This is a genomic window from Kitasatospora misakiensis (assembly GCF_042656005.1).
GTDB classification, from domain to species: domain Bacteria; phylum Actinomycetota; class Actinomycetes; order Streptomycetales; family Streptomycetaceae; genus Kitasatospora; species Kitasatospora misakiensis.
The window spans coordinates 1-21,396 of record NZ_JBHSOF010000042.1; the positions used below are offsets into that span (position 1 = coordinate 1).

Consider the following 21,396-nt stretch of genomic DNA (forward strand, 5'->3'; position numbering starts at 1 on the left):
GAGCAACAGCTCGACGGGGCGAAATGATCAGGATCCCGAATTCACCAACAGCGTCCGGTGGGAACCGTCCGGGGGCCCTCGTTACTTGCCCTGGGTCAGGCGCTCTTGACGGCCGCGAAGCGGGTCGAGACGTCCTGCCAGTTGACGACGTCCCACAGGCGGGTGACGTAGTCCGGGCGGACGTTGCGGTACTGGAGGTAGTAGGCGTGCTCCCAGGCGTCGAAGGCCAGGAGGGGGGTGGTGCCCTGGCCGACGTTGCCGTGGTGGTCGTAGACCTGCTCGACGATCAGGCGCTTGCCGAGGGGCTCCCAGGAGAGGATGCCCCAGCCCGAGCCCTGGACGCCGGTGGTGGCGGTGGTCAGCTGCTTCTTGAAGGCCTCGAAGCTGCCGAAGTGCTCGGTGATGGCGTCGGCCAGCTCGCCCTCGGGGCGGTCGCCGCCCTCCGGGGAGAGGTTCTCCCAGAAGAGGGAGTGCAGCACGTGGCCGGAGAGGTGGAAGGCGAAGGTCTTCTGGAGGCCGACCAGACCGCCGAACTGCTCCTTGTCACGCGCCTCGGCGAGCTGCTCAAGGGTGTCGTTGGCGCCCTTGACGTACGCGGCGTGGTGCTTGGAGTGGTGCAGCTCCAGGATCTCCGCGGACATCGCGCGCTCCAGCGCGGAGTAGTCGTACGGCAGGTCGGGAAGCGAGTAGGTGCCCATCAGGACACGGCCCCTTTCGGCGAGTTCAACGGTGACGATCGTGCCGGGTCAACACTATTGCGTATGACTTGCAAGAACGAACCAGGGGCTCCTGCTTATTCCTCACACCGTGTCGGAAGTCGCAGAACGCCAAGGGGTCAAAAGCCACACATCACGGCCGCCTGACAACGTTTCGGTTGCGGCGAACGATTATTCGGTCCCGAGTCTTCCCGGTGCGCAGTGGCATGTGCCATTTTACATGTCACACATCGAGAGGCCGCGTCCCCCATACCGCGGCCCGAACGGCCCCGGAGGCCCCCACAGATGCGTTCCTCCCGGATATCCACGGCCAACGCGCGCAGGCTGCCCGCGCTCGGCGCGGCCTTCTTCATCGCGCTCGGGCTGTTCGCCCCACAGGCCACGGCCACCCCGGCCGGCCACAGCGCCGCCGCGTCGGCCCCGCGGTCGATCCCGGTCCCCAAGTCGCCCGAGGCGAAGAGCACCAGCCCCTACAAGATCTCCGCGCAGGACAGCACCGAGGAGCACACCCCGCCGGCCGCCCCGGCCACCGCCCCCGTCAAGGCCGCCAAGCAGTCCTCGGCCGCCGCCGGGGAGCCGTGCCCCGACCTGTCCGGGGTGGTCAACGCCACGGGCGGCGCGCTGGTCCAGCAGCTCAAGGCGCTGCCGCGGGTCGACTGTACGTACCCGCTGTTCAACGTCGACGCCGCCACCGCGGGCACCGCCTTCCGCGAGGCCAACATGGTGACCGTCGCCAACGCGCTGCGCGACGCCTCCCCCGCCTACCCGGGCGACAACAGCACCGCCGTCGGCCAGTTGGTGCTCTTCCTGCGCGCCGGCTACTACCTCCAGTCGGTCAACCCCGGCGCCGTCGGCGGCTACGGCGCGACCCTGGCCACCGCCACCCGCGGCGCACTGGACGCCTTCTTCGCCAACGCGCACAGCAAGGACACCACCACCGCCAACGGCGAACTCCTCGTCGAGGTGGTCAAGGTGATCGGCCAGACCGACACCCTCGGCCGCTACGCCGGCTTCTTCAAGTGGCTGCTGAACACCTACACCGGCAGATGGAACGAGCGGATGACGGCCACCGTCGCCGAGTTCGACTGGGTCCTCAAGGACGGCTTCGCGTCCAAGACCGACAGCACGGGCTGGAAGGCCGCGCTCAAGGCCGACCCCGCCATCCTCACCTCCTGGTCGGGCTTCATCACCCGCAACGACTCGCTGCTGAACCGCTGGGACGTCGTCAGCAACATCGGCCGCTACCTCGGGTACGCGCTGGACGTCCCCGAGCTGCGGACCCAGCTGCGCCCGCTGCTGAAGGACCTGATCAACCGCTACCCGAACACCGGCCCGACCGCCCCGATCACCATGAACCTGGGCTGGGCCACCCGCCAGTTCGACAAGGGCCACTGCGCGGACTACGGCATCTGCGACCTCAACACCCGCCTCATGCCGGTGGTCCTGCCGATCCAGCAGACCTGCAACGCGGGCCTGAAGATCCGGGCGCAGGACATGTCCCCCGCCCAACTCGCCACCACCTGCACCAGCCTGATCAACCAGGACGCCTACTTCCACAAGATCATCGGTGACAAGGGCGCCATCCCCGGCGACGTGAACACCAACCTGGAGGTCGTCGCCTTCGACGACTACGACCAGTACTCGCTGTACGCCTGGGCCTTCTACGACATCGACGTCGACAACGGCGGCATGTACGAGGAGGGCGACCCGTCCAGGGCGGGCAACCAGGCCCGCTTCATCGCCCACGAGGCGTCCTGGCTGCGGCCGTCGTTCTCGATCTGGAACCTCAGCCACGAGTACACCCACTACCTCGACGGCCGCTACAACATGTACGGCGACTTCGAGGCCGGCATCGTGACCCCGACCATCTGGTGGGTCGAGGGCATCGCCGAGAACATCTCCTACGGCTACCGCAACGAGCGCAACGCCGACGCGATCGCCGAGGCCGGCAAGAAGACCTACAAGCTCAGCGAGCTGTTCGACACCGTCTACGACCAGACCGGCGACGCCACCGTCAACTCCAACCGCGTCTACCGCTGGGGCTGGCTGGCCGTCCGCTACATGCTCCAGCAGCACCGCGCCGACATGGACGCCGTCCTCGCCAAGTACCGCACCGGTGACTGGAACGGCGCCCGCACCATCCTCAAGCAGACCATCGGCACCCGCTACGACGCCGACTTCGGCACCTGGCTCGGCGCCTGCGCGAGCAACGACTGCGGCCCGCTGCCGGAGGCCCCGACCGGCCCGGTCGTCCCGACCGCCCCGGTCTGCACCCTCCCCGACACCCGGCAGTTCGACAACAACTGCCGCCGTGACAACCTGGCCGCCGGCGCCGGCAACTACAGCTACCACTTCCTCAACCTGCCGACCGGCGTCAAGCAGCTGACCATCACCAGCAGCGGCGGCACCGGCAACGCCGACCTCTACTACGGCGGCTCCAACTGGGCCACCACCGGCGCCTTCCAGGCGAAGTCGACCAACGCCGGCAACGGCGAGACGCTGACCATCGGCAACCCGCCGGCCGGCTGGGTCTACTTCAGCCTCTTCGGCCAGCAGGAGTTCAGCGGCGTCACCGTCACCACGCAGTTCCAGTGAGCGCCCGACCCCCTGTGAAGCGCTGACCGTGCGTAGGGCCCCGCCGGCACCACCGGCGGGGTCCTACGTGTCAGGCGGGCCGACGCGTCAGAGCAGGGCCTCCGGGGGAAGGCGGTGGACGCCGGGGAGGTGGGAGTCCAGCTCGCCCGGCTCGAACCGGCACATCCCGACGGCGTGCCAGAACTCGCCGGCCACGTCGCCCTCGCACTTGTACGCGCCGGAGGGCAGCAGCGCGGCCCAGCCGTCGGGGGTGCCGAGGAGGGTGGCCAGAGCCGTGGGCCGGCCCTCCTCCGGGATCCGCCACAGCCGGATGGTGCCGTCCTCGCCGCCGCTGGCCAGCAGGGAGCCGTCCGGGCTGAAGGTGACGGCCAGGATCCGGCCGGTGTGGCCGCGCAGGCCGGCCAGTTCGGCCCCGGAGAGCGGGTCCCAGAGCCGGACCACCCGGTCGTCGCCCGCGGTGGCGAGCAGCGGGCGGTGCGGGTGGGCGGCGGCGGTCCAGAGCCGGCCGACGTGGCCGGTCAGCCGGTGCCGGACGGCGCGGTCCACCCAGATCACCGCGGTGCCGTCCCAGGAGGCGCTGGCCAGCCAGGCGCTGTCGGCGGCCGGCGAGACGGCGTACACCCGGTCGGTGTGGCCGTCGAGTTCGGCCACCACCCGCCCGGCGCCGATGTCGGAGATCCGCACCCGGCTGTCGTCGCAGCCGGTCAGCAGCTGCCGCCCGTCCGGGCTGAACGCTATCGAGCGGACCCGGCCGCGGTGCTCGCGGAGGGTGGTGAGGTGGGCGCCGGTGCGGCGGTACCAGATGCGGACGGTGTCGTCGTCGTTGGCGGTGGCGACCAGGGTGCCGTCGGCGCTGAACGCCTCCGCCCAGACGTGCTCGGTCTCCACGTCCATCTCGCGCAGGTACTCGCCGGTGCGGGCGTTCCACAGGCACAGGTCGCCGTCGTTGGTCGCGGTGGCCAGCACCGCCTCCTCCGGGCTGAACACCGCCGAGACCAGCCGGCTGCTGCGGCCCGCCAGCTCCCGCAGCCGGCGGCCGGTGGACGGCTCCCAGAGCCGGACCCGGCCGTCGTTGCCGCCGGCCGCGAGCAGCGTGCCGTCACCGCTGAAGGTGAGCGAGCCGATCCGCCGGCCGTGGCCGCGCAGCAGTTGGCGGCTGCGGCCGCTGGACGGGTCCCAGAGCCGGACCCGGCCGTCGTTGGCGCCGGTGACCAGCAGCGGGTCGCTCTCCGCGCCGCCGCGCCCGGCGCCGGGCCGGAACCGGCAGGCCCAGACCGAGCCCCGGTGCTCGGGCGGCTGGCGGCGCAGCGGCGTCACCTCCCGGGCTCCGCCGGCGCCCGCGCCGTCGGCGGGGCCGACCCGCCAGACCCGGACGCCGCCGTCGCTGTCGCTGGCCGCGAAGCGGGTGCCGGCCTCGTCGAAGGTGACCTGGTAGATCTTGCCGGTGGAGTCCTCGGGTCGGCCGGCCGGTGTGCCGTCGAGGGGGTTCCAGAGCCGGATCTGGCCCTCGGTGTCGCCGCTGGCGAGGAGGTCGCCGTCGGGGTGGAAGGCGAGCGTGTAGATCCGCCCGGCGTGGCCCGGCATGCTGTGGCGCAGGCGGCGGGAGGCGACCTCCCAGATCCGGACGGTGCCGCCGGTGCCGTCGTCCGGCCCGCCGTCGGCGGTGGCCACCAGGGTGCCGTCCGGGCTGAACGCGGAGCGGTAGAGGGTGCCGCGGTGGCCGGGGAGCTCGGCGAGCCGGCGGCCGTTCGTGGTGGACCAGAGCCGGCCGCCGCCGGCCTGGTCGCCGGTGACCAGCAGGGTGCCGTCGGGGTTGAACACCGCGGTGTAGACGGGCGCGGCGTGGCCGGGCAGCCGGTGCCGGGGCTCGCCGGTGGCCGTGTCCCAGAGGGTGACGACGCCGTTGAGGTCCCCGGTGGCGACCAGCCGTCCGTCCCGGGCCAGCGAGAGCGGCCAGACGCCGCCGGGGTGGACGTCGAGGCGGTGGCGGCACTCGCCGGAGACCGGGTCCCAGAGCCGGACGGTGCCGTCGGCGCTGCCGGTGGCGAGCACGTCGTCGGCGAACTTGACCGAGTAGACCCGGCCGATGTGGTCCTTGAGGGTGCGCAGGGCGATGCCGGTGACGGCGTCGCAGATCAGCACGCTGCCGTCCTCGGAGCCGACCGCGAGCAGGTGGCCGTCGCGGCTGAAGGCCACCGGTTCGGGCAGCCGGGTGGAGCGCACGTCGAAGCCGTAGGGGACGCCGACCTCGGAGGGGCTGAAGCCGGCCTCGACGGGCAGCCCGGGGGCGATCGCGGCGGCGCGCAGCTCGGGGGCGGCCAGCACCTCCTCGTCGGTCACGGCGGAGATCAGCGCGGCCCGCTGCCACCGGCTGCCGCGCAGCCGGGCCCCGCGCAGGTCGGTGCGGACCAGCCGGGCGCCGTGCAGATCGGCGAAGCGCAGGTCCGCGCCGGTGAGGTCGGCGGCGTCGAGGCGGGCGCCGGCCAGCCGGGCGCCGCGCAGGTCGGCGCCGGAGAGGTTGGCGCCGAGCAGCCGGGCGCCGCGCAGGTCGGCGCCGAACAGGTCGACGCCGGAAAGGTCGCGGTGCGAGAGGTCCTCGCCGGCCAGGGTGGCCCCGCGCAGATCGGTGTGGGCGGGCACCCGCAGCCGGTCGAGCACCTTGACGGCGTTCAGCCGGGCCGCCTCGGGGACGCCCTCGGCGGCGTCCAGGACGGAGCGGGCCCAGCGCTGGCAGGCCTGGTGGTCGGCGAGGTCGCAGAGGAACTCGACGGCGAGCCGGCTGAGCGGGCCGCGGGCGAGCAGCGTGGTGTCGCCGCGCTCCAGCGCCTCGGCGGCGGCCCGGGCGACCAGCCACTCCCCCACCGAGCCGTGGATGAAGTGGAACATGCCCTCGTCGGAGCGGACCAGCAGGCTGCCGGAGCCGACGGCGTGCGCCACCTGCGGGGTGGGCATCCGGTTCTCGGCGAGGCCGTTGAGCACCCCGGCGATGTCGACGATCTCGTCCAGCGGGATGGAGCTGCGCCCGCTCTCCCACAGGCGCAGCGCGAGCAGGGTGACGGCCTGCCAGAGCTGGTCGAGCTGGAGGCCGGGCGCGGCGCCGGGGCCGCCGTGGCCGCGCCGCTCCTCGAAGCGCAGCCAGGAGGTGAAGACCTCCTCGTAGAGGCCGGCGGCGCTGAGCGCCCGGCCGGCGCCGGCGACGGCCCGCAGCCGGTCGTGGTCGAGGTCGGCGACGAAGCTGAGCAGGCGGGGGTTGCGGCAGAGCGCGAGCAGGTCGGGGACGGCCTCCAGCAGCCGCATCCGGCGGGTGGCGGCCTCCTCGTCGCCGTAGCGGTTGCCGAGGTAGCCGCGGATCTGGTGCGGGGTGAAGTCCTGGACGGCGATCAGCCGGCGCTGCGGGAGCAGGCCGACCCGCTCGCCGAGCGCGGTGAGCACCTGTTCGTGGGAGCTGAAGTGCTGGGTACGGCTGGTGACCACGATCTTGGCGTTGTCGACGGCGGCGTCGAGCAGCACCTGGAGGTGGTCGGCGGCGCGTTCGTAGCTGACCCGGTTGACCAGTTCGTCGAAGCCGTCGAAGAGCAGCACCACCCGGCCCTGCCGGAGCATGTAGCGGAAGGCCCGCAGGTCGAGGGTGTCGATGCCGTGCTCGGTGAGGTGGGCGGCGACCAGGCCGTCCAGCGAGTGCGCCTTGTCGAGTGCGCTCAGCTCGATGAACAGGGGTGCCAGGTGCGGGAGTTCGGCGGGCAGGCGGCGGGCGAGCTCGCGCAGGGCGAAGGTCTTGCCGCGGCCGAAGTCGCCGAGCAGCAGGACGAAGCGGCCGTGGTCGGAGTCGAGCAGCCGGAGCAGTTCGTCGACCAGGCCCTCGCGCTCGTCGGCGCCGGGGCGTTCGGCGTCGCGGTAGCGCTGCGGCAGGTAGAGGCCGGGGTGGTACTGGCTGTCGGTGGAGAGCCGTTCGGTCTGGGCGGCGACGTGGCCGCGCAGGTCGAGCAGGCCCTGGAACTCCAGGAAGCTGCGCAGCCGCACGCCCCGGCGGCGGGCCCGGTCGCGCAGTTCGCGGGAGGGCGGCGGGCCGTCGTGGACGAGTTCGGCGTCGAGGCCGGCGCCGTCGGCGTGCACCGCGTCGACGAACTGCTCGACCTCCTCCTCGGTGGGCGTGCCGACGCAGGCGGCGACCCGCTGCTGGCGGACCAGCCCGGACTCGGCCCAGGTGACGAAGAGCTGGGAGGTGGTGCCCGCGACCGGGCGGATCTGGGCGCCGGGGTGGCGGGTGCGGCAGACCTCGGCGACCCGGGCCAGCAGGGCCTCCTGCGGGGAGGCGAGGGCGCGGGTCTCGTGGACGGGGTCGGCGGGCGCGCGGGACTCCTCCAACTGCGGGGGTCCGGACCGGGGGGCGGGCTCCGGGGCCGGGAAGGCGCGCTCGGCGCGGCGCCAGGCGACGGTGAGGCGCTGGGGCGCGGCGGCGGGGGCGGTATGGGGGGCGGTGTGGGAGGCGACGCCGGGGGCGGGCCAGCGGGTGAGGCCGTCGCGGGTGAGCCGGAGCAGCTGGTGGGCGCCGGGGGCGGCGGCGCCGAGCACGGGCAGGTCGCCGGCCGTGGTGGGGAGGGTGCGGGGGGCGGTGCCGCGGGTGTCGGCGGGGGCGCCTGGGCCGCGGGTGTCGCCGGGGCCGTGCAGCAGGAGGTGGAGGCGCGGGGCGGTGAGCCGGGTGAACCGGTCGGCGTCGCGCAGCGGTTCGGCGTCCTGGCCGGGGCGGAGGGCGGGGCCGCCGTGGCCGCCCGGGCCGGCGGCGGGAGCGGCGGCGACCGGGTGGCGCACGGCGCCGATCCGCAGCCAGCCGTCGTTCTCGTACGGGCGCAGCGCCTGGGCGAACCAGGCGGCCTGCTCGGGCCCGAGCCAGCCGTAGCGGTCCTCGGGCCGGTGGGTCCAGGCCATCGAGGAGTTGAGCCCTGCGACGACGGTGCCGAGTTCGGGCACCGGGAAGAGCGTCCACGGCTGGGCGCTGTCGAAGACCACGTCCAGGCCCTGGTAGAACTCCTGGAACAGCCGGGCGTAGTGCCGCCACTTGGGCCAGTACGGCGGGGCGGGCCGCAGTTCGTCGGCCTCGCAGGTGGCGAAGTAGGCGCGGGCGGCGGCCTCGCTGACGTCCTGGCCGCCGGGCAGGACGGCCACCCGGTGCGGTTCCAGGCCCAGCAGCGAGCGGATGCCGGTGAGGAAGGTCAGCGCCTGTTCGCACTCGCGGGGGCTGCCGGAGGCGGTGAGGTCGCCCGTGACGACGACGAGTTCGGGCGTGGGGGCGCCGGCGTCGGCGAGTTCGACGAGGTCGCCCCAGATGGCGGCCTGGAGGTCCACCGGGTCGTGGCCCCGGCCGAAGGCGGGCCCGGCCAGGTGGAGGACGGTGACCGCCTCACGTCCGCCGGGGCGGCCGGCGGCCGGCGGGTACTCGGGCCGGACGGAGGGCCGACGGCGGCCGGCCCGGCCGGTGTCGCCGTCGCGCGGGACCGGGACGAGGTCCTGGGCCCCGGTGCCTGAAACACCGTCGCCCGGGTGGCCGTTGCCCGGGTAGCCCGGGGACAGGTCGGGGCGGGCCCGGCCGTCCATCGCCTGGGCGACCCGGGTGAGCAGCAGCCCGCGGGCGCGGGCCGGTTCGCTGACGCCGACCAGGTCGATGTAGGTGAGGGTGGCGAGCAGGCCGTCCACCGGGATGTCCTCGATCCGGACGGTCACCAGCCGCCGCTCCGGCGCGTCCGGATCGGCGCGCAGCGCGGCCTGCCACTCCATCCGGCCGTAGCGCGAGCGCTCGTAGTTGCGCGAGAGCAGGGCGATGACGGCCGCCGACTCGGTGATGCCCCGGTCCATGAAGTCGACGAAGTTGGTGCCGGGCACGAAGTCCCAGGCCTGCAGGAAGGCCCGGTACCCCGCCTCCTCCAGGGTCCAGGCGATCCAGGCCGCCCAACGTTCGTCGGCCGGCGAGTAGCTGATGAAGAAGTCGATCGGCCCGGGGCCACCCGGGGTCGCGTCAAGAGCCCCCATGGGAGGAGCTTATGACCGATCCGGACAGCCTCAACCCTGTTTCGCCGCACTGGGTTCGGGTGGTTTTCGGCCGCGCGGGACGAACGCGGAGGCGAGCATCGGACGGATGTCCGGATCCGCTCGACCCGAAACGTCTCGTGTGCGACCCTGACGTCCGTGTTCGCGTACTGGCCCGCCGTCAAACGGCTGCACCCCCTGGACCTGCTGGCTGCCGGACTGCTGGCCTGCGGCCTGCTGCTCCTCGCCACCGGGCTCCTGCCGGCGGACTCCGCCGGGTCGGCCGTCCACCGGATCGCGCCACTGCTGGCCTTCCTCGGCTCGGTGATCGTGCTCGCCGAGCTGACCAGCGCCGCCGAGGTGTTCGACGTGGTCGCGGCCTGGGTGGCCCGGGCCGGTCGGGGCAGCTACCCCGCGCTGTTCCTGCTCTGCGTCGGCTTCGCCGCGCTCACCACCGCGGTGCTCAACCTGGACACCACCGCCGTACTGCTGACCCCCGTCATGCTCGCCCTGGCCACCCGGGTGGGCATCGCCCCCCTCCCGCTGGCCATGACCACGGTCTGGCTGGCCAACACGGCGAGCCTGCTGCTGCCGGTGTCCAACCTCACCAACCTGCTGGCCGCCGACCGGGTGGCGCTCTCCCCGGCCGGCCTGGCCCGCGCCATGTGGGCTCCGCAACTGGCCGCGCTGCTGGCCACCATGGCCTGCCTGTGGGGCTTCTACTGGCGGCGCGGGCGGCGCGGCGCGACCCGCTACCGGCCGCCGGAGGCCCACCGCCCCGGGGACCGGGTGCTGTTCCGGATCTGCGCGCTGGCCTGCGCCGGCTTCCTGGTGGCCAGCCTGGCGGCGGTCGTCCCGCTCTGGGTGGCCTCGGGCGCCGCGGCGGCCGTCGTGGTGGTGGCCTTCGCGGTGCGACGGCCGGAGGGCCTGCGGGCCTCGTTGATACCGTGGCGGCTGCTGATCATGGTGCCCGGCATGTTCCTGGTGGTGCAGACCGTGGACGCGCACGGGCTGCACCGGCTGCTCGCCGACGCGATCGGCACCGACGGCGGCACGCTCGGCCTGTTCCGCGCCTCGGCGGTCGGCGCGGGCCTGTCCAACCTGCTGAACAACCTCCCGGTCTACCTGGCCGGGGAGGCCGCCGTGCCCGCCGGCAACCACACCCAGCTGCTGGCCCTGCTGATCGGCACCAACATCGGCCCGCTGGTGACGCCCTGGGCCTCGCTGGCCACCCTGCTCTGGTACGAGCGCTGCCGGTCGGCGGGCCTGCGGGTGCCGCTGCGCGGCGTGGCCGGGGCGGGCGCGGTGCTGGCGGTCGGCGGCGTCGCGCTGGCCACGGCGGCGCTGGCGCTGACGGCGTGAGTGTGCGGCGCCCTCAGCCGGTCCGGGCCGCCCGGGCGACCAGGTCGAGCAGGTACGGGAGCAGCTCCGGGCGGCAGGCGACATAGCTGCGGGCCGCGTCCGACTGCCCGATCCGGGCGCTGAACGGTCCGCCGTCCAGCGCCCGGACCGCCAGACCGGCCTCGGTCACCAGCAGGCTGCCGGCCGGCAGGTCGATCTCCTCCGCCCGGTAGCCGACGAAGCCGTCGATCAGCCCGGCGGCCAGCAGCGACCAGGTGAGCAGCGGCGCCCAGAGCTGGAGCACCCGGCGGGCTCCCGCCTCCAACCCGTCCTTGAGCGCCCGCGCCGCCGGGTCGCCGCCCACCCCGTGCCCCTGCGTCCAGCCGAGCACCGGACGGACGGCGCCCGGCGGCCGCGCCGCGACCAGCAGCCGGCCCCCCGGGCCGTACGCCCCCTCGCCGCGCACGGCCCGCCAGGTGCGGCCGGCCACCGGGTCGTGCACCACCCCGAGCACCGGCTCGTCGTCCACGCAGAGCGCGATGCCGACCACGTACGCGGGCAGGCCGACGACCACGTTGTTGCTGCCGTCCAGCGGGTCGACCAGCCAGGTCCGGCGGCTGCCGGGCCGCGCCGGGAGGCGGCCGGCCAGCTCGCCGCCCTCCTCGGCGCGGATCCGGTCGGCGGGGAATCGGGCGGCGAGCCGACCGGTGATCAGCTCCTCGGCGAGCAGGTCGAGTTCGGTCACCACGTCACCGTCCTCGCCCTTGGTCTCCACCCGGAACGCGTCCAGGAAGCGCGACCTCAGCAGCGCGCCCGCCTCCTCGGCGGCGCCCACCGCCACCCGCAACTCGTCCGCGAGGCCCCCGGCCCCCGCGGGCTCATCCCGAGTCACCGCGTCCACCGCGTCCACCGATCCTCCTGGCCGCCTCCCCGGCGATCCGGGCCGTCCGGTCCGGGTCGCAGAGCCGCCGCACCACCCGCCGGGCGGCGCCGTCCACCGGCCCCAGCACCACGTCCACCGGCCCCGGCACCGTCCGGCCGAGCACCACGGTGGCGGCGGGCTCGTCGTCCGGCAGCGCCGTGACGTGGAACTCCCCCGCCCCCAGGGTGTACGTCTCGCCGTGCGCGCTGGTCTGCTCGGCCAGCGGCTCCCAGCGGACCAGCCGCGGCGTGGGCCGGATCTCGTCCACCCCGGCGGCGGCGTCGCTGAACACCTCGAAGGCCCGGTGGCTCGGCCGGGCCGGCTCGTCGTACACGCCGACCCGCAGGTTCCCGATCCGGCCGTAGAGCACGCTGCTCTTCAACTCCCAGCTGTGGCAGTGGATCTCCCACCGGCCGGCGGCCCGGCGCGGGTCGAACACGTGCACGCACACCCCGAGGGCCCCGTCGCGCACCACCGGCAGGCAGTAGAACCCGAGCGGATGGTCCACCGCGCGCAGCGGCCGGGTGCCGTCCGCCACCTGGGCCAGCAGTCCGCCGACCAGCCCGTCCAGCCCGGGCTCGGCGGCCGTCCGCCCGGCGGCCCGGTCGAGCGCGGTGAAGAGTTCGTTCATGGCTCCCCCTCTGCTCCCCCGTCCCAGGGGCCACCAACCACGGCCACCGGCGCTCCAACCCCCTCCGCACCAGCCGCCGGGCCACCCCGAGGACCCTCCCAACATGCTAGAGCCGGGGCGAAGTTGACGGCCAGCATGCGGACACGCCCGCTCCCACGAACGCCCGCGGGCCCGCGACGCGCAGTGCGTCGCGGGCCCGCGGGGGCGTACGGGGTGAGGCGGTCAGGCGGGTCGGTCAGGCGGTGGCGGGCTGGAGGGTCCAGCGCTGGTTGGGGTTGCCGTAGCACTGCCAGATGCCCAGGCCCGCGCCGTTGGCGTCGTCCCAGCCCGGCAGCTCCAGGCAGGCGTCCGAGGCGGGGTTGTAGAGCGAGCCGTCCTCGCGGTACATCCAGGTCTGGCCGCTGCCGCCCCGGCAGGTGGCGACGACGACCGGCGTGCCCCAGTCGGTCCGGTCGTCCTGGACGGTGACACAGCGGCCGCCGGTGCGCAGGGTGCCGTCGGAGGCGAAGGTGAAGCTCTGGTTCGCCGCGTTCCAGCAGTCGTAGAAGTGCAGCGCGCTGCCCTCGGGCCCGCCGAAGTCGTCGAGGCAGCGGCCGGGGTGGTAGACGGAGCCGATGTTGTAGGGGTCGGAGTACTGCACCCCGAGCTCCTGGGGTGCGCCGAAGCGCGGCTGGTCCCCGTCCGGAGCGGCGCCCGGGTACCGGAACTTCCGGCCGTCGGCGGCGGTGACGATCAGGTCCGGGTGGCCGTCGGCGTTCATGTCCCCGGGCGAGTCCACGGCGGGGGCCGCGCCCTGCGCGAGCCCGAGCGGCAGCAGGGCCTGGGCGGCGGGCGCCGTCCACCGCCCGCTCGCTCCGTCGTGGCAGTCCCGGATCGCCAGGTGCTCGCCCGCGGTGGCACCGGGGGCGGAGTCGAGGCACTTGTCCGCGTTCGGGTTCTTCAGCGTGCCCGGGTAGGGGCCGGCCACCCAGGTCTGCGCCGGGCTGCCGTTGCAGTCCCACACGTTGACGGGCGAGCCGTTCGCGGTGTTGCCACCGGTGACGTCGAGGCACTTGCCGAGGACGTGCGCCGAACCGTCGGCACCGAGGGTGAACGCCTGGCCGGCGCCGGCCCCCTGCTCGGTGCAGTCGGCCAGCAGGGTCGCCGTACCGTTGGCCGCCCGGCCGCCGTCGACGTCGGCGCACAGGCTCGCGCCGCCGGCGCCCTGGAGCGCGGACACCAGGGGCTTGTGGGCGGGCAGCGGCAGCGGCGCGAAGCCGGCCAGGAGCTTGCCGTTGGGGTCCAGCGGCAGCACCAGGCCGGTGACGGCCCCGGTCACGGTGTCGCGCGCCCAGAGGGTGGGCACCCCACCGATGTCGCCCGGGTACATCAGGGTGAAGCCACTCCAGTCCTCACCCGGGGCCCCGAGCTCGACACCGGCGCCTATGTAGCAGCCGGGGAGGCCGCTGGCGGGGTAGTACCGCAGGTGCCCCTGCTCGACGGTCACGAGCCCGGTCCCGCCGGTGCCCCGCTGCACGGCGGTCATCCGGGTGATGTGGTCCCAGGTGCCGTCGATGCCGCGCTTGCACATACCGCTGGCGGCCAGCTGGCTGGCGGAGCGGGTGAAGCGCCCGACCACAGGGTTCGGCGTCGCGTTCGCGTCGTTGGTGTAGAGGAAGAGCTGCTTGGTGCCCTTGTGGTAAGCGAAGAGCGAGTCGCCGGTCCCGACGACGGCCCCGCGGTGGGCCAGCAGGTAGTTGTTCCAGTCGTCGTGACGGGGACTGCTCGCCATCGGCGAGGCCGTCTCCGGCCCGGCCGAGGCTCCGCTACCGCCCCGGTACAGCGCCAGCGAGCCATCGGCAGCCGGGGCCAGGAAGTCGGGCACGCCGTCGACATCGACATCCCCGGCCACATCCGGGGTGCTCCGATTCCACGGGGCGTAGAAGTTGTAGCTGGTGGCCTGCGGCTGGGAGTTGCCGGCGCCGTCCACGGCGCGGACCAGCAGCTGGTGCGAGCCCCAGTCGTCGGCGCCGACACTGATCGGGACGTCGGCGTATGCGGTGCCGTCGGCCGTGAAGGAGGCGGGCACGGTTTCGGTGCCGCCGGGCGAGTGGTGCGAGTCCAGCGTGTACTGGAACGCCCGGACACCGCTGGCGAGGCAGCCGTCGGTGCAGCCGCCCGGAACAGGGTCCTTGCTGGTGACCCGGACGGTGATGCCGGCGTCGCCGGCGTGGCCGGTGGGCGTGGCGCCGGTGCCCTGCGGCGGGAACACCGCCGAGGGCGCGATGGAAGGCTGCGTCGGCGCGGTGAGGTCGACCTTGAAGGCGCAGTCCGCCGTGACGGGGCTGTTGACGCCGCCGCCGGTGGACCAGGCGTTCCAGCCGTACCGGTGACCGTCCGCGAGCGCGCGGCCGACCGTGGCCTGACCCCAGCCTCCGGCCGCGGGGACGCTCTGGCTGGTCCGCGTGGTCGCGCCGGACTCGGCGCTCTCGCCGGCCGTGCCGTCCCACACCCGGAAGCCGACGGTGACGGTGCCGACGCCGGGCTGCGCGGTGCCGGCCCAGGCGAACAGGCTGACGTCGGACGTGCCGTCAGGCAGGGGCACCGTCCGGCCGATCCAGCCTGGGGCTTCGCCTCCGCAGGCGTCGCCGCCCTGGTTCACCGGCTCGGGCTTGACGTACATCTTGCCGGGGGTGGACGGCCCGGGGTCGTTCGCGGCCGTGGCCTGCCCGGTCTCCTGCGCCGTCGGCGCACCGGCCGGGCCCGTGCCAGCATCCGCGAACGCGGCTCCGGGCGCGGCCAGGACGATGCCGACCGCGCACACGGGCGCCAGGCGTCTCGCCAGCGGCCCCCTCAGCCATCCGGATGGACGGGATACTCGCATGTTGTGTCAGTTCGCCTTCGCAGCAGCGCCCCCGGTCCACGGCCGACCGCCGAGCACCGCAAGCGGGGCCGGGAACGAAGGGGTCATTGTCCGATGTGATGCCCAGGACGGCTGCCGGCCGGACGACGTGTCCGCACGCCGGCAACCGGTGCGCGGTCGAACGTTAATGCGTCAGGACGTGGGCTGGCAATCCCATTTCCGCGCTCTTCTGTGGGCTCCCTCTCGGCACATCAGCGCAGGTCACGGGCTCCGCCGACGCCGAGGCAGCCGGCCCGGACCACGGTGGAGGCCCGGGTGCCGGGTGTTGCGGCACGCGGTGGACGATGCGGCGGACGAGGGCGGGCCCGTCACTCCGTTCGGGCCGGGTGGGGGTGGGTGTGGTCGGCTTCCCAGGCGATGAGCATGCGGAGGGCGTCGTCGGAGGGGCTGGCGAGGTCGGCGGTGCAGGTGACCAGGGCCTGGTCGGGGTCGTCGGCGGAGCGGAGGGTTTCGTAGACCAATTCCAGCCGGCCGACCAGGGGGTGGTGGAAGACCTTGTGGCCGGAGGTCTTGTCGCGGACCGGGTGTTCCGCCCACCAGTGGCGGAACTCGGGGCTGCGCAGCGAGAGTTCGCCGATCAGTTCGGCGAGCCGGGGGTCGTCGGGGCGGGCGGAGTCGGCGCGGACGGCGAACACCCGCTCGCCGGAGTCCAGTTCGGCTTCGGCGCGGCGGAGGCGGGCGTCGTCGCGGCCGGTGATCACGACGTTGGCGCCGCGGTCCAGCAGGACCCGCGCGGTGGCGAGGCCCATGCCGCTCGTCCCGCCGGTGATCAGCACCGTGCGGCCGTCGAAGTCCTGGGTGTCGGGGTGGCTGGTGGGGCCGGTGTGTCCGTTCGTCCTGGTCATGCGTCCACTCTCCCGGCCGGGCGGCGGGGCCGGCCAGGCCCGCTCCGACCGGGGTCCGGCAGGGCCACCCTCCCCGTCCACCGGGTGGGGCCGGACACGCCTCCGCCCCTGCCGCAGGGGGATCGGCAGGGGCGGAGGTGGGGGACCGGCAGGGCGGACGCAGGGGCGCCGTGCCGGGGCCGGACAGGCCCTGGGTCAGGACTCCCGGCGGGCGCCTGCGGAGGGGACGGCCCGGTAGACGTGCGGCTCAAGGTAGCCCGCCGCCACGAAGGCCTCGGTCACGGCCTTGGCCACCGGCTCCGCCTCCGCCGTCCGCACCAGGGCGATCACCGAGCCGCCGAAGCCGCCACCGGTCATCCGGGCGCCCAGCGCCCCGGCCGCGAGGGCGGCGGAGACGGCGAGGTCGGTCTCCGGGCAGGAGGTCCGGTAGTCGTCGCGCAGCGAGGCGTGGCCGGCGGTGAGGATCGGTCCGAGCGTGGCGGGGCCGTGCTGCTCCAGTTCGGCGAGGGCCTGCTCGACCCGGCCGTTCTCGGTCACCACGTGCCGGACCAGCGGGACCAGCTCGGCCGGGAGCCGGTCGAGGGCGGCGGGCAGGTCGGCGGCGGCGAGGTCGCGCAGGGCGGGCAGCCCGAGGAGGGCGGCGGCGCGTTCGCACCCGGCCCGCAGGGCGGCGTAGGCGCCGTCGGCGAGGTCGTGCTGCACCCGGGTGTCGAGGACCAGCAGGGTGAGGTCGGAGCCCGCGAGGTCGAACGGGACGTGCCGGGCGGACAGGTCGCGGGTGTCCAGGTGGAGGGCGGCGCCGGCGCGACAGGCCATCGAGGCCATCTGGTCCATGATGCCGCAGGGCACGCCGACGAACTCGTTCTCGGCGCGCTGCGCGATCAGGGCCAACTCGTTGGCGTCCAGGCCGAGTTCGTAGATGTCGTTGTAGGTGATGGCGAGCGCGCACTCCAGCGCGGCGGAGGAGGAGAGGCCGGCGCCGCCGGGCACGTCGCTGTCGAGCAGCACGTCGGCGCCGCCGACCTGGTGGCCCGCCTCGCGCAGGGTCCAGACCACCGCGGCGGGGTACGCGGCCCAGCCGGGCACGCCACCGGGGGTCAGCCCGGCGACGTCCAGCTCGACGACCTCGCCGGGGATCCGGGTGGAGGAGAGGCGCAGCACGCCGTCGGGGCGGCGGCGGACGTACGCGCGGACGGCCTGCGGGAGGGCGATCGGGAGGACGAACCCGTCGTTGTAGTCGGTGTGCTCGCCGATCAGGTTGACCCGGCCGGGGGCCGCCCAGACGCCCTCGGGGGCGTGGCCGTAGAGCTCTTCGAAGATGCTGGTCGGGGTCATCGCTGCGGTTCTCCGTGGTTCGCGCTGGTCTCTGCGGTCTCGCCGGCCGGGGTGGTCGCGCTCGTGGGTCCGAGGTCGCGCAGGCGCCGGGCGGCGAACTCCGGGGCGACGTCGCTCATGAACGCCTCCATGCCGGACTCGGTGCCGGCCAGGTACTTCAGCTTGTCCGCCGTCCGTCGGACGGTGAACAGCTCCAGGTGGAGGGCGAGTTCGTCCTCGTGACCGGCCGGGGCCTGGTGCCAGGCGGCGATGTACGGCGCCCGGACGCCGCGGCCGCCGTCGCCGTCGGCGAAGAGGCCGTCGAAGCGGCGCAGCAGGTCGAGGTAGATCCGGGGGAACTCGGCGCGCTCGGGCTCGGTGAGCCCGGTGAAGTCGGGGACGCGGCGGTTCGGGAAGAGGTGGACCTCGTAGGGCCAGCGGGCGGCGAACGGCACGAAGGCCGTCCAGTACTCGCCGGCGAGCACGATCCGGCTGTCCTCGGCGCCCGCGGTGGCGCGTTCGGCGGCGACCAGGTCGTCGAAGAGGTTGCGGCCGGTGGCGGCGCGGTGCCCGGCCGCCCGGTCGATCATCTTGGCGGTGCGCGGGGTGACGAAGGGCAGGGCGTAGACCTGGCCGTGCGGGTGGGCGAGGGTGACGCCGATCTCGGTGCCGCGGTTCTCGAAGCAGTACACCTGCTGGACGCCGGGCAGGGCGGAGAGGTCGGCGGTGCGGTCGGTCCAGGCGTCCAGGACCAGGCGGGCCCGGTCCTCGTCGAGGTCGGCGAAGGAGGCCTCGTGGTCGGCGGTGAAGCAGACCACCTCGCACCGGCCGACGCCGGGGCCGCGGCTGTGCAGCGGGTCGTCGAGCTCCGGCTGCACGGGGTGGGTGTCGGGCGCGCCGGCGAGGGAGGGGAAGCGGTTCTCGAAGACGGCCACCTGGTAGTCGTCGGCCGGGATCTCGCTGAGCCGGCCCTCGCGGCTGGGGCAGAGCGGGCACTCGTCGGCCGGCGGGTGGTAGGTGCGCGCCTGGCGGTGGGCGGCGACGGTCACCCAGGCGCCGGTCATCGGGTCGAGCCGGACCTCGGAGGAGGGCTCGGTGGCGTCCAGCGGCCGCTGGTCGGCCGCCGTCCGGCCGGCGGGCGGCAGGCCGCGATCGTAGTAGATCAGCTCGCGGCCGTCGGCCAGTTCGATGACGGTCTTGGTCGTCGCACCGATCCGTCCGGCCGTCCCTGCCTGGTCGGCCGGGTCGGCCTGGTCGGTCGTGCCGGCCTGCCCGGTTGCGTCGGTCACCGTTGCGGCCATGTCGTGCTCCCTCTCGTGGGCCCTTCCCCCTCCAGGCACACTATCAAACATTATCGAACAGGAATCAACATCTACCAGCAGAAACGACCTCGATTCAGGGATCAGCCTCCGGGTCGGGCACGGGGCCGCGGGGCTGCCCTCACAGCATCCTCCCTGAATCCGGGGGAACGGCCCAGGGACTTCGTGGCGCGAGCCCGGCGAGGCACGACGCGCCCCCCTTCCGGGGGCGCGCCGCGACCGGCGAGGCGGTCGGCGTCAGGGCGCGGCCGGGTGGCGGTGGTGGTGATGGCGGACCACGGGGCGGCCGGACGGGGTGTGCAGGGGGCGGCGGCGGGTGGGCCGGTGGGTGTGGCGGTGGGGGCGGACGGTCACGGTGGCCGGCGCCGGCCGACCGGCCGGGGCGGTGCCGCGCCAGGCACGGCCGGCCAGGCCCGCCGCGACCAGGGCGAAGGCGGCGAGCGTGACCGTGGCGGTGGAGAGTCCGGCGGTGGCGCCGAGCCAGCCGGCCAGCGGATAGGCGAGCAGCCAGCAGACGTGGGTGAGCGAGAACTGGGCGGCGAAGACCGCCGGGAGGTCGGCCGGCGGGACGGCCGACCTCAGCAGGCGTCCGCCCGGGGTGAGGATCAGCGAACCCGCCGCACCCAGGCCCGCCCACAGGGCGAGCAGGGCGGGCCAGCGCCATCCGCCACCGCCCGCCGCGGTGACCACCGCCAGGGCGGCGAGCAGTCCGGCGACGGCGAAGGCGGCGGGCAGCATCACCGTCCGGTCGGCGACCCGGTCCAGCACCCGGGGCAGCAGCAGCGCGACCAGCATCGAGCCGCCGCCGTACGCGCCGAGCGCGAGCGGCACGTCGCCCGCCGAGCGGCCCAGTTCGTCGCGGACGTAGACGACCGTGTTGACGATCACCGTCGCGCCGCCGGCGGCCACCGCGAGGTCCAGGGCGAGCAGGGCCCGCAGGCGCGGCACGGAGAGGAAGAGCCGGAGCCCGGCCACCGAGCGGGCACCGAGCGAGCGGGCGCCCTCACGGGAACCGTCCTCTCGCACCGCCGCGACGGCGCCCGGCAGAGCCACCGACACGACCAGGACGGCCGAGGCGAGGAAGCCGATCACCGTCCCCCAGAACAGCCAGCGGTAGCCGACCACCGCGAGCAGTACGGCCGCCAGCACCGGGCTGACCAGGCTCTCCGTGTCGTACGCGAGCCGGGACAGCGACAGCGCCCGGGTGTAGTCGCGCTCCTCGGGCAGCACGTCGGGGATCACCGACTGGAACGCCGGGGTGAAGGTCGCCGAGGCCGCCTGGAGAACGAAGATCAGCAGGTAGACCTGCCAGACCGACCCGACGAACGGCAGCCCGAGCGCCACGCCGGCGCGGGCCAGGTCGGCGGCGACCAGCAGTCGGCGGCGCGGGATCCGGTGGGCGAGCGCGGCGACGACCGGGGCGATCCCGACGTAGGCGACCATCTTGATCGCCAGCGCCGTGCCGAGCACCGAGCCGGCGTCGGACCCGGCGAGGTCGTAGGCGAGCAGGCCGAGCGCCACGGTGGCCAGGCCGGTCCCGGCGAGGGCGACGACCTGGGCGACGAAGAGGTGCCGGTAGGTGCGGTTGCGGAGGACGGAGAGCATCGGGGACTCCGTTCTGGCGGGGCGCGCGCCGCTGCGGCACGGGCCGGTGGGGTCCCCTCCAGGATAGGACAACATGTGCATACGTGTGCACCTATTGCCCATGAGAAACCGCCGCCCTCGGGACGCCCGAGCGACGGCTCAGTCGTGCGGCGGCAGCCCGCTGATCTGGTGGTCGGCGACGTTCAGGGCCTCGTGCACCAGCCGCCGCAGGTGGCCGTGGCGCAGCGCGTACACGACCCGCCGCCCGTCCTTGCGGGTCGACACCAGCCCGGCCAGCCGCAGCTTGCCGAGGTGCTGACTGACCGACGGGCGCGCCGCGCCGGCGGCCTCGGTCAGCGTCGTCACATCGGCCTCGCCCTCGCTCAGCCGCTGGAGCAGCGCGAGCCGGGTGCGGTCGGCGAGCAGCGCGAGGATGCCGGCGGCGACGTCCAGCCGTTCGTCCGCGCCGGACTCCTGCGAGGCATGCGCACCTGATACCTGGAGCCTCCCGGTCATGGCCTCATCGTAGAGGGCGCGCGGCGGCGTGCGTTCGGCACACGACGTGGCGGGCCGGTCAGCGGGGGGCCTGGCGGTCCCGGGAGCGCAGCGCGTCCTGGGACTCGACGTACTTCACCAGCAGCCGGGCGAGCTCCAGCCGGTCCCGCGCGCTCCAGTTGGCGGTGATCTGCTCGTAGGCCGCGCGCTGGTACCGGCGGAAGCGGTCCATCAGTGCCTCGCCCGCCGGACTGAGGAGCAGGACCGTGCGCCGGCCGTCCTGCTGGGAGGCGGCGCGGACCAGGTAGCCGGCGGAGATGCAGTCCGAGACCATCCGGCTGCCCACCGAGGGGTCGACGCCCAGGTGGTCGGCGACGGCGCCGACGGTCACCTCGCGGCCGTCCTCGCGCGCGGCGTCCTGGACGACCCGTAGGACCAGGGTGCGGCTCAGGTCCTTCTGCGAGATCGGGTCCTCGACGTCCAGCAGCGAGGAGCGCCGCAGCCGCCCGAAGGCCGGCCCGACGGCGTCCAGCAGCCCCTCGTCGGTGCCCGGCTCGTGCTTGGTGGTCATGGCGCCAGCCTACCCGCATGCATGGCAGGGCACAGACATGTGTTGACATGAAAACGTGTGCAGGACACCATGCATATGTCTTCAGGCACTGAACGGCGTCGAACCGGCGCCGAACCAGCACCGCCCGCACCTCCGAACGG

At 74.4% G+C, this 21,396-nt stretch carries 13 protein-coding genes; 2 read left to right on the top strand and 11 right to left on the bottom strand.

Annotated features, from left to right (window positions below):
- Window positions 1-95: 95 nt before the first annotated feature.
- On the bottom strand, window positions 96-698 hold the full coding sequence (locus ACFP3U_RS26775; protein WP_380228251.1) for a superoxide dismutase: 603 nt from the start codon (window positions 696-698) through the stop codon (window positions 96-98).
- 303 nt (window positions 699-1,001) lie between these two features.
- Between ACFP3U_RS26775 and ACFP3U_RS26780 the strand changes: the two genes are divergently transcribed.
- Window positions 1,002-3,311, top strand: coding sequence for a M9 family metallopeptidase (locus tag ACFP3U_RS26780; protein WP_380228252.1), 2,310 nt, complete (start codon window positions 1,002-1,004; stop codon window positions 3,309-3,311).
- A gap of 87 nt (window positions 3,312-3,398) precedes the next feature.
- On the opposite strand, the gene ACFP3U_RS26785 is transcribed toward ACFP3U_RS26780, so the two are convergent.
- A complete protein-coding gene (locus tag ACFP3U_RS26785; protein WP_380228253.1) occupies window positions 3,399-9,335 on the bottom strand; it encodes a WD40 domain-containing protein in 5,937 nt (1,978 codons plus the stop codon).
- Window positions 9,336-9,491: 156 nt separating this feature from the next.
- On the opposite strand from ACFP3U_RS26785, the gene ACFP3U_RS26790 reads away from it, so the two are divergent.
- The gene (locus tag ACFP3U_RS26790; protein ID WP_380228254.1) at window positions 9,492-10,694 is read left to right on the top strand and encodes an ArsB/NhaD family transporter; all 1,203 of its coding nucleotides are present in this window, start codon (window positions 9,492-9,494) and stop codon (window positions 10,692-10,694) included.
- Window positions 10,695-10,707: 13 nt separating this feature from the next.
- Here ACFP3U_RS26790 and ACFP3U_RS26795 read toward each other — a convergent pair whose 3' ends face one another.
- The 9 genes from ACFP3U_RS26795 to ACFP3U_RS26835 form a co-directional block, all read right to left on the bottom strand.
- Complete coding sequence (locus tag ACFP3U_RS26795) at window positions 10,708-11,583, bottom strand: inositol monophosphatase family protein (RefSeq protein ID WP_380228255.1); 876 nt, start codon at window positions 11,581-11,583, stop codon at window positions 10,708-10,710.
- The gene (locus ACFP3U_RS26800) at window positions 11,552-12,226 is read right to left on the bottom strand and encodes a hypothetical protein (RefSeq protein ID WP_380228256.1); all 675 of its coding nucleotides are present in this window, start codon (window positions 12,224-12,226) and stop codon (window positions 11,552-11,554) included. Before ACFP3U_RS26800 ends, ACFP3U_RS26795 begins: the two co-directional genes overlap by 32 nt.
- A 235-nt stretch (window positions 12,227-12,461) precedes the next feature.
- Complete coding sequence (locus ACFP3U_RS26805) at window positions 12,462-15,029, bottom strand: ricin-type beta-trefoil lectin domain protein (protein ID WP_380228257.1); 2,568 nt, start codon at window positions 15,027-15,029, stop codon at window positions 12,462-12,464.
- Window positions 15,030-15,436: 407 nt separating this feature from the next.
- Window positions 15,437-15,973 carry an SDR family NAD(P)-dependent oxidoreductase gene (locus ACFP3U_RS26810; protein WP_380228258.1) on the bottom strand — a complete coding sequence of 179 codons (537 nt, stop codon included), beginning with the start codon at window positions 15,971-15,973 and terminating at the stop codon, window positions 15,437-15,439.
- Between the two features lie 195 nt (window positions 15,974-16,168).
- A complete protein-coding gene (gene galK, locus ACFP3U_RS26815; RefSeq protein WP_380228259.1) occupies window positions 16,169-17,308 on the bottom strand; it encodes a galactokinase in 1,140 nt (379 codons plus the stop codon).
- Window positions 17,305-18,588 carry a galactose-1-phosphate uridylyltransferase gene (galT, locus tag ACFP3U_RS26820; protein WP_380228261.1) on the bottom strand — a complete coding sequence of 428 codons (1,284 nt, stop codon included), beginning with the start codon at window positions 18,586-18,588 and terminating at the stop codon, window positions 17,305-17,307. Before galT ends, galK begins: the two co-directional genes overlap by 4 nt.
- A 255-nt stretch (window positions 18,589-18,843) precedes the next feature.
- Window positions 18,844-20,211, bottom strand: a complete 1,368-nt coding sequence (locus ACFP3U_RS26825) for an MFS transporter (RefSeq protein ID WP_380228262.1) — start codon at window positions 20,209-20,211, stop codon at window positions 18,844-18,846.
- Window positions 20,212-20,349: 138 nt separating this feature from the next.
- Window positions 20,350-20,706, bottom strand: a complete 357-nt coding sequence (locus ACFP3U_RS26830) for an ArsR/SmtB family transcription factor (protein ID WP_380228264.1) — start codon at window positions 20,704-20,706, stop codon at window positions 20,350-20,352.
- A 58-nt stretch (window positions 20,707-20,764) separates the two neighbouring features.
- The gene (locus tag ACFP3U_RS26835) at window positions 20,765-21,256 is read right to left on the bottom strand and encodes a MarR family winged helix-turn-helix transcriptional regulator (protein WP_380228266.1); all 492 of its coding nucleotides are present in this window, start codon (window positions 21,254-21,256) and stop codon (window positions 20,765-20,767) included.
- Between the last annotated feature and the right edge of the window lie 140 nt (window positions 21,257-21,396).

Coding starts and splice junctions, on each gene's coding strand:
- ACFP3U_RS26775 (WP_380228251.1), bottom strand. CDS start 698: ATGGGCACCTACTCGCTTCCCGACCTGCCGTACGACTACTCCGCGCTG.
- ACFP3U_RS26780 (WP_380228252.1), top strand. CDS start 1,002: ATGCGTTCCTCCCGGATATCCACGGCCAACGCGCGCAGGCTGCCCGCG.
- ACFP3U_RS26785 (WP_380228253.1), bottom strand. CDS start 9,335: ATGGGGGCTCTTGACGCGACCCCGGGTGGCCCCGGGCCGATCGACTTC.
- ACFP3U_RS26800 (WP_380228256.1), bottom strand. CDS start 12,226: ATGAACGAACTCTTCACCGCGCTCGACCGGGCCGCCGGGCGGACGGCC.
- ACFP3U_RS26810 (WP_380228258.1), bottom strand. CDS start 15,973: ATGACCAGGACGAACGGACACACCGGCCCCACCAGCCACCCCGACACC.
- galK (WP_380228259.1), bottom strand. CDS start 17,308: ATGACCCCGACCAGCATCTTCGAAGAGCTCTACGGCCACGCCCCCGAG.
- galT (WP_380228261.1), bottom strand. CDS start 18,588: ATGGCCGCAACGGTGACCGACGCAACCGGGCAGGCCGGCACGACCGAC.
- ACFP3U_RS26825 (WP_380228262.1), bottom strand. CDS start 20,211: ATGCTCTCCGTCCTCCGCAACCGCACCTACCGGCACCTCTTCGTCGCC.
- ACFP3U_RS26830 (WP_380228264.1), bottom strand. CDS start 20,706: ATGACCGGGAGGCTCCAGGTATCAGGTGCGCATGCCTCGCAGGAGTCC.
- ACFP3U_RS26835 (WP_380228266.1), bottom strand. CDS start 21,256: ATGACCACCAAGCACGAGCCGGGCACCGACGAGGGGCTGCTGGACGCC.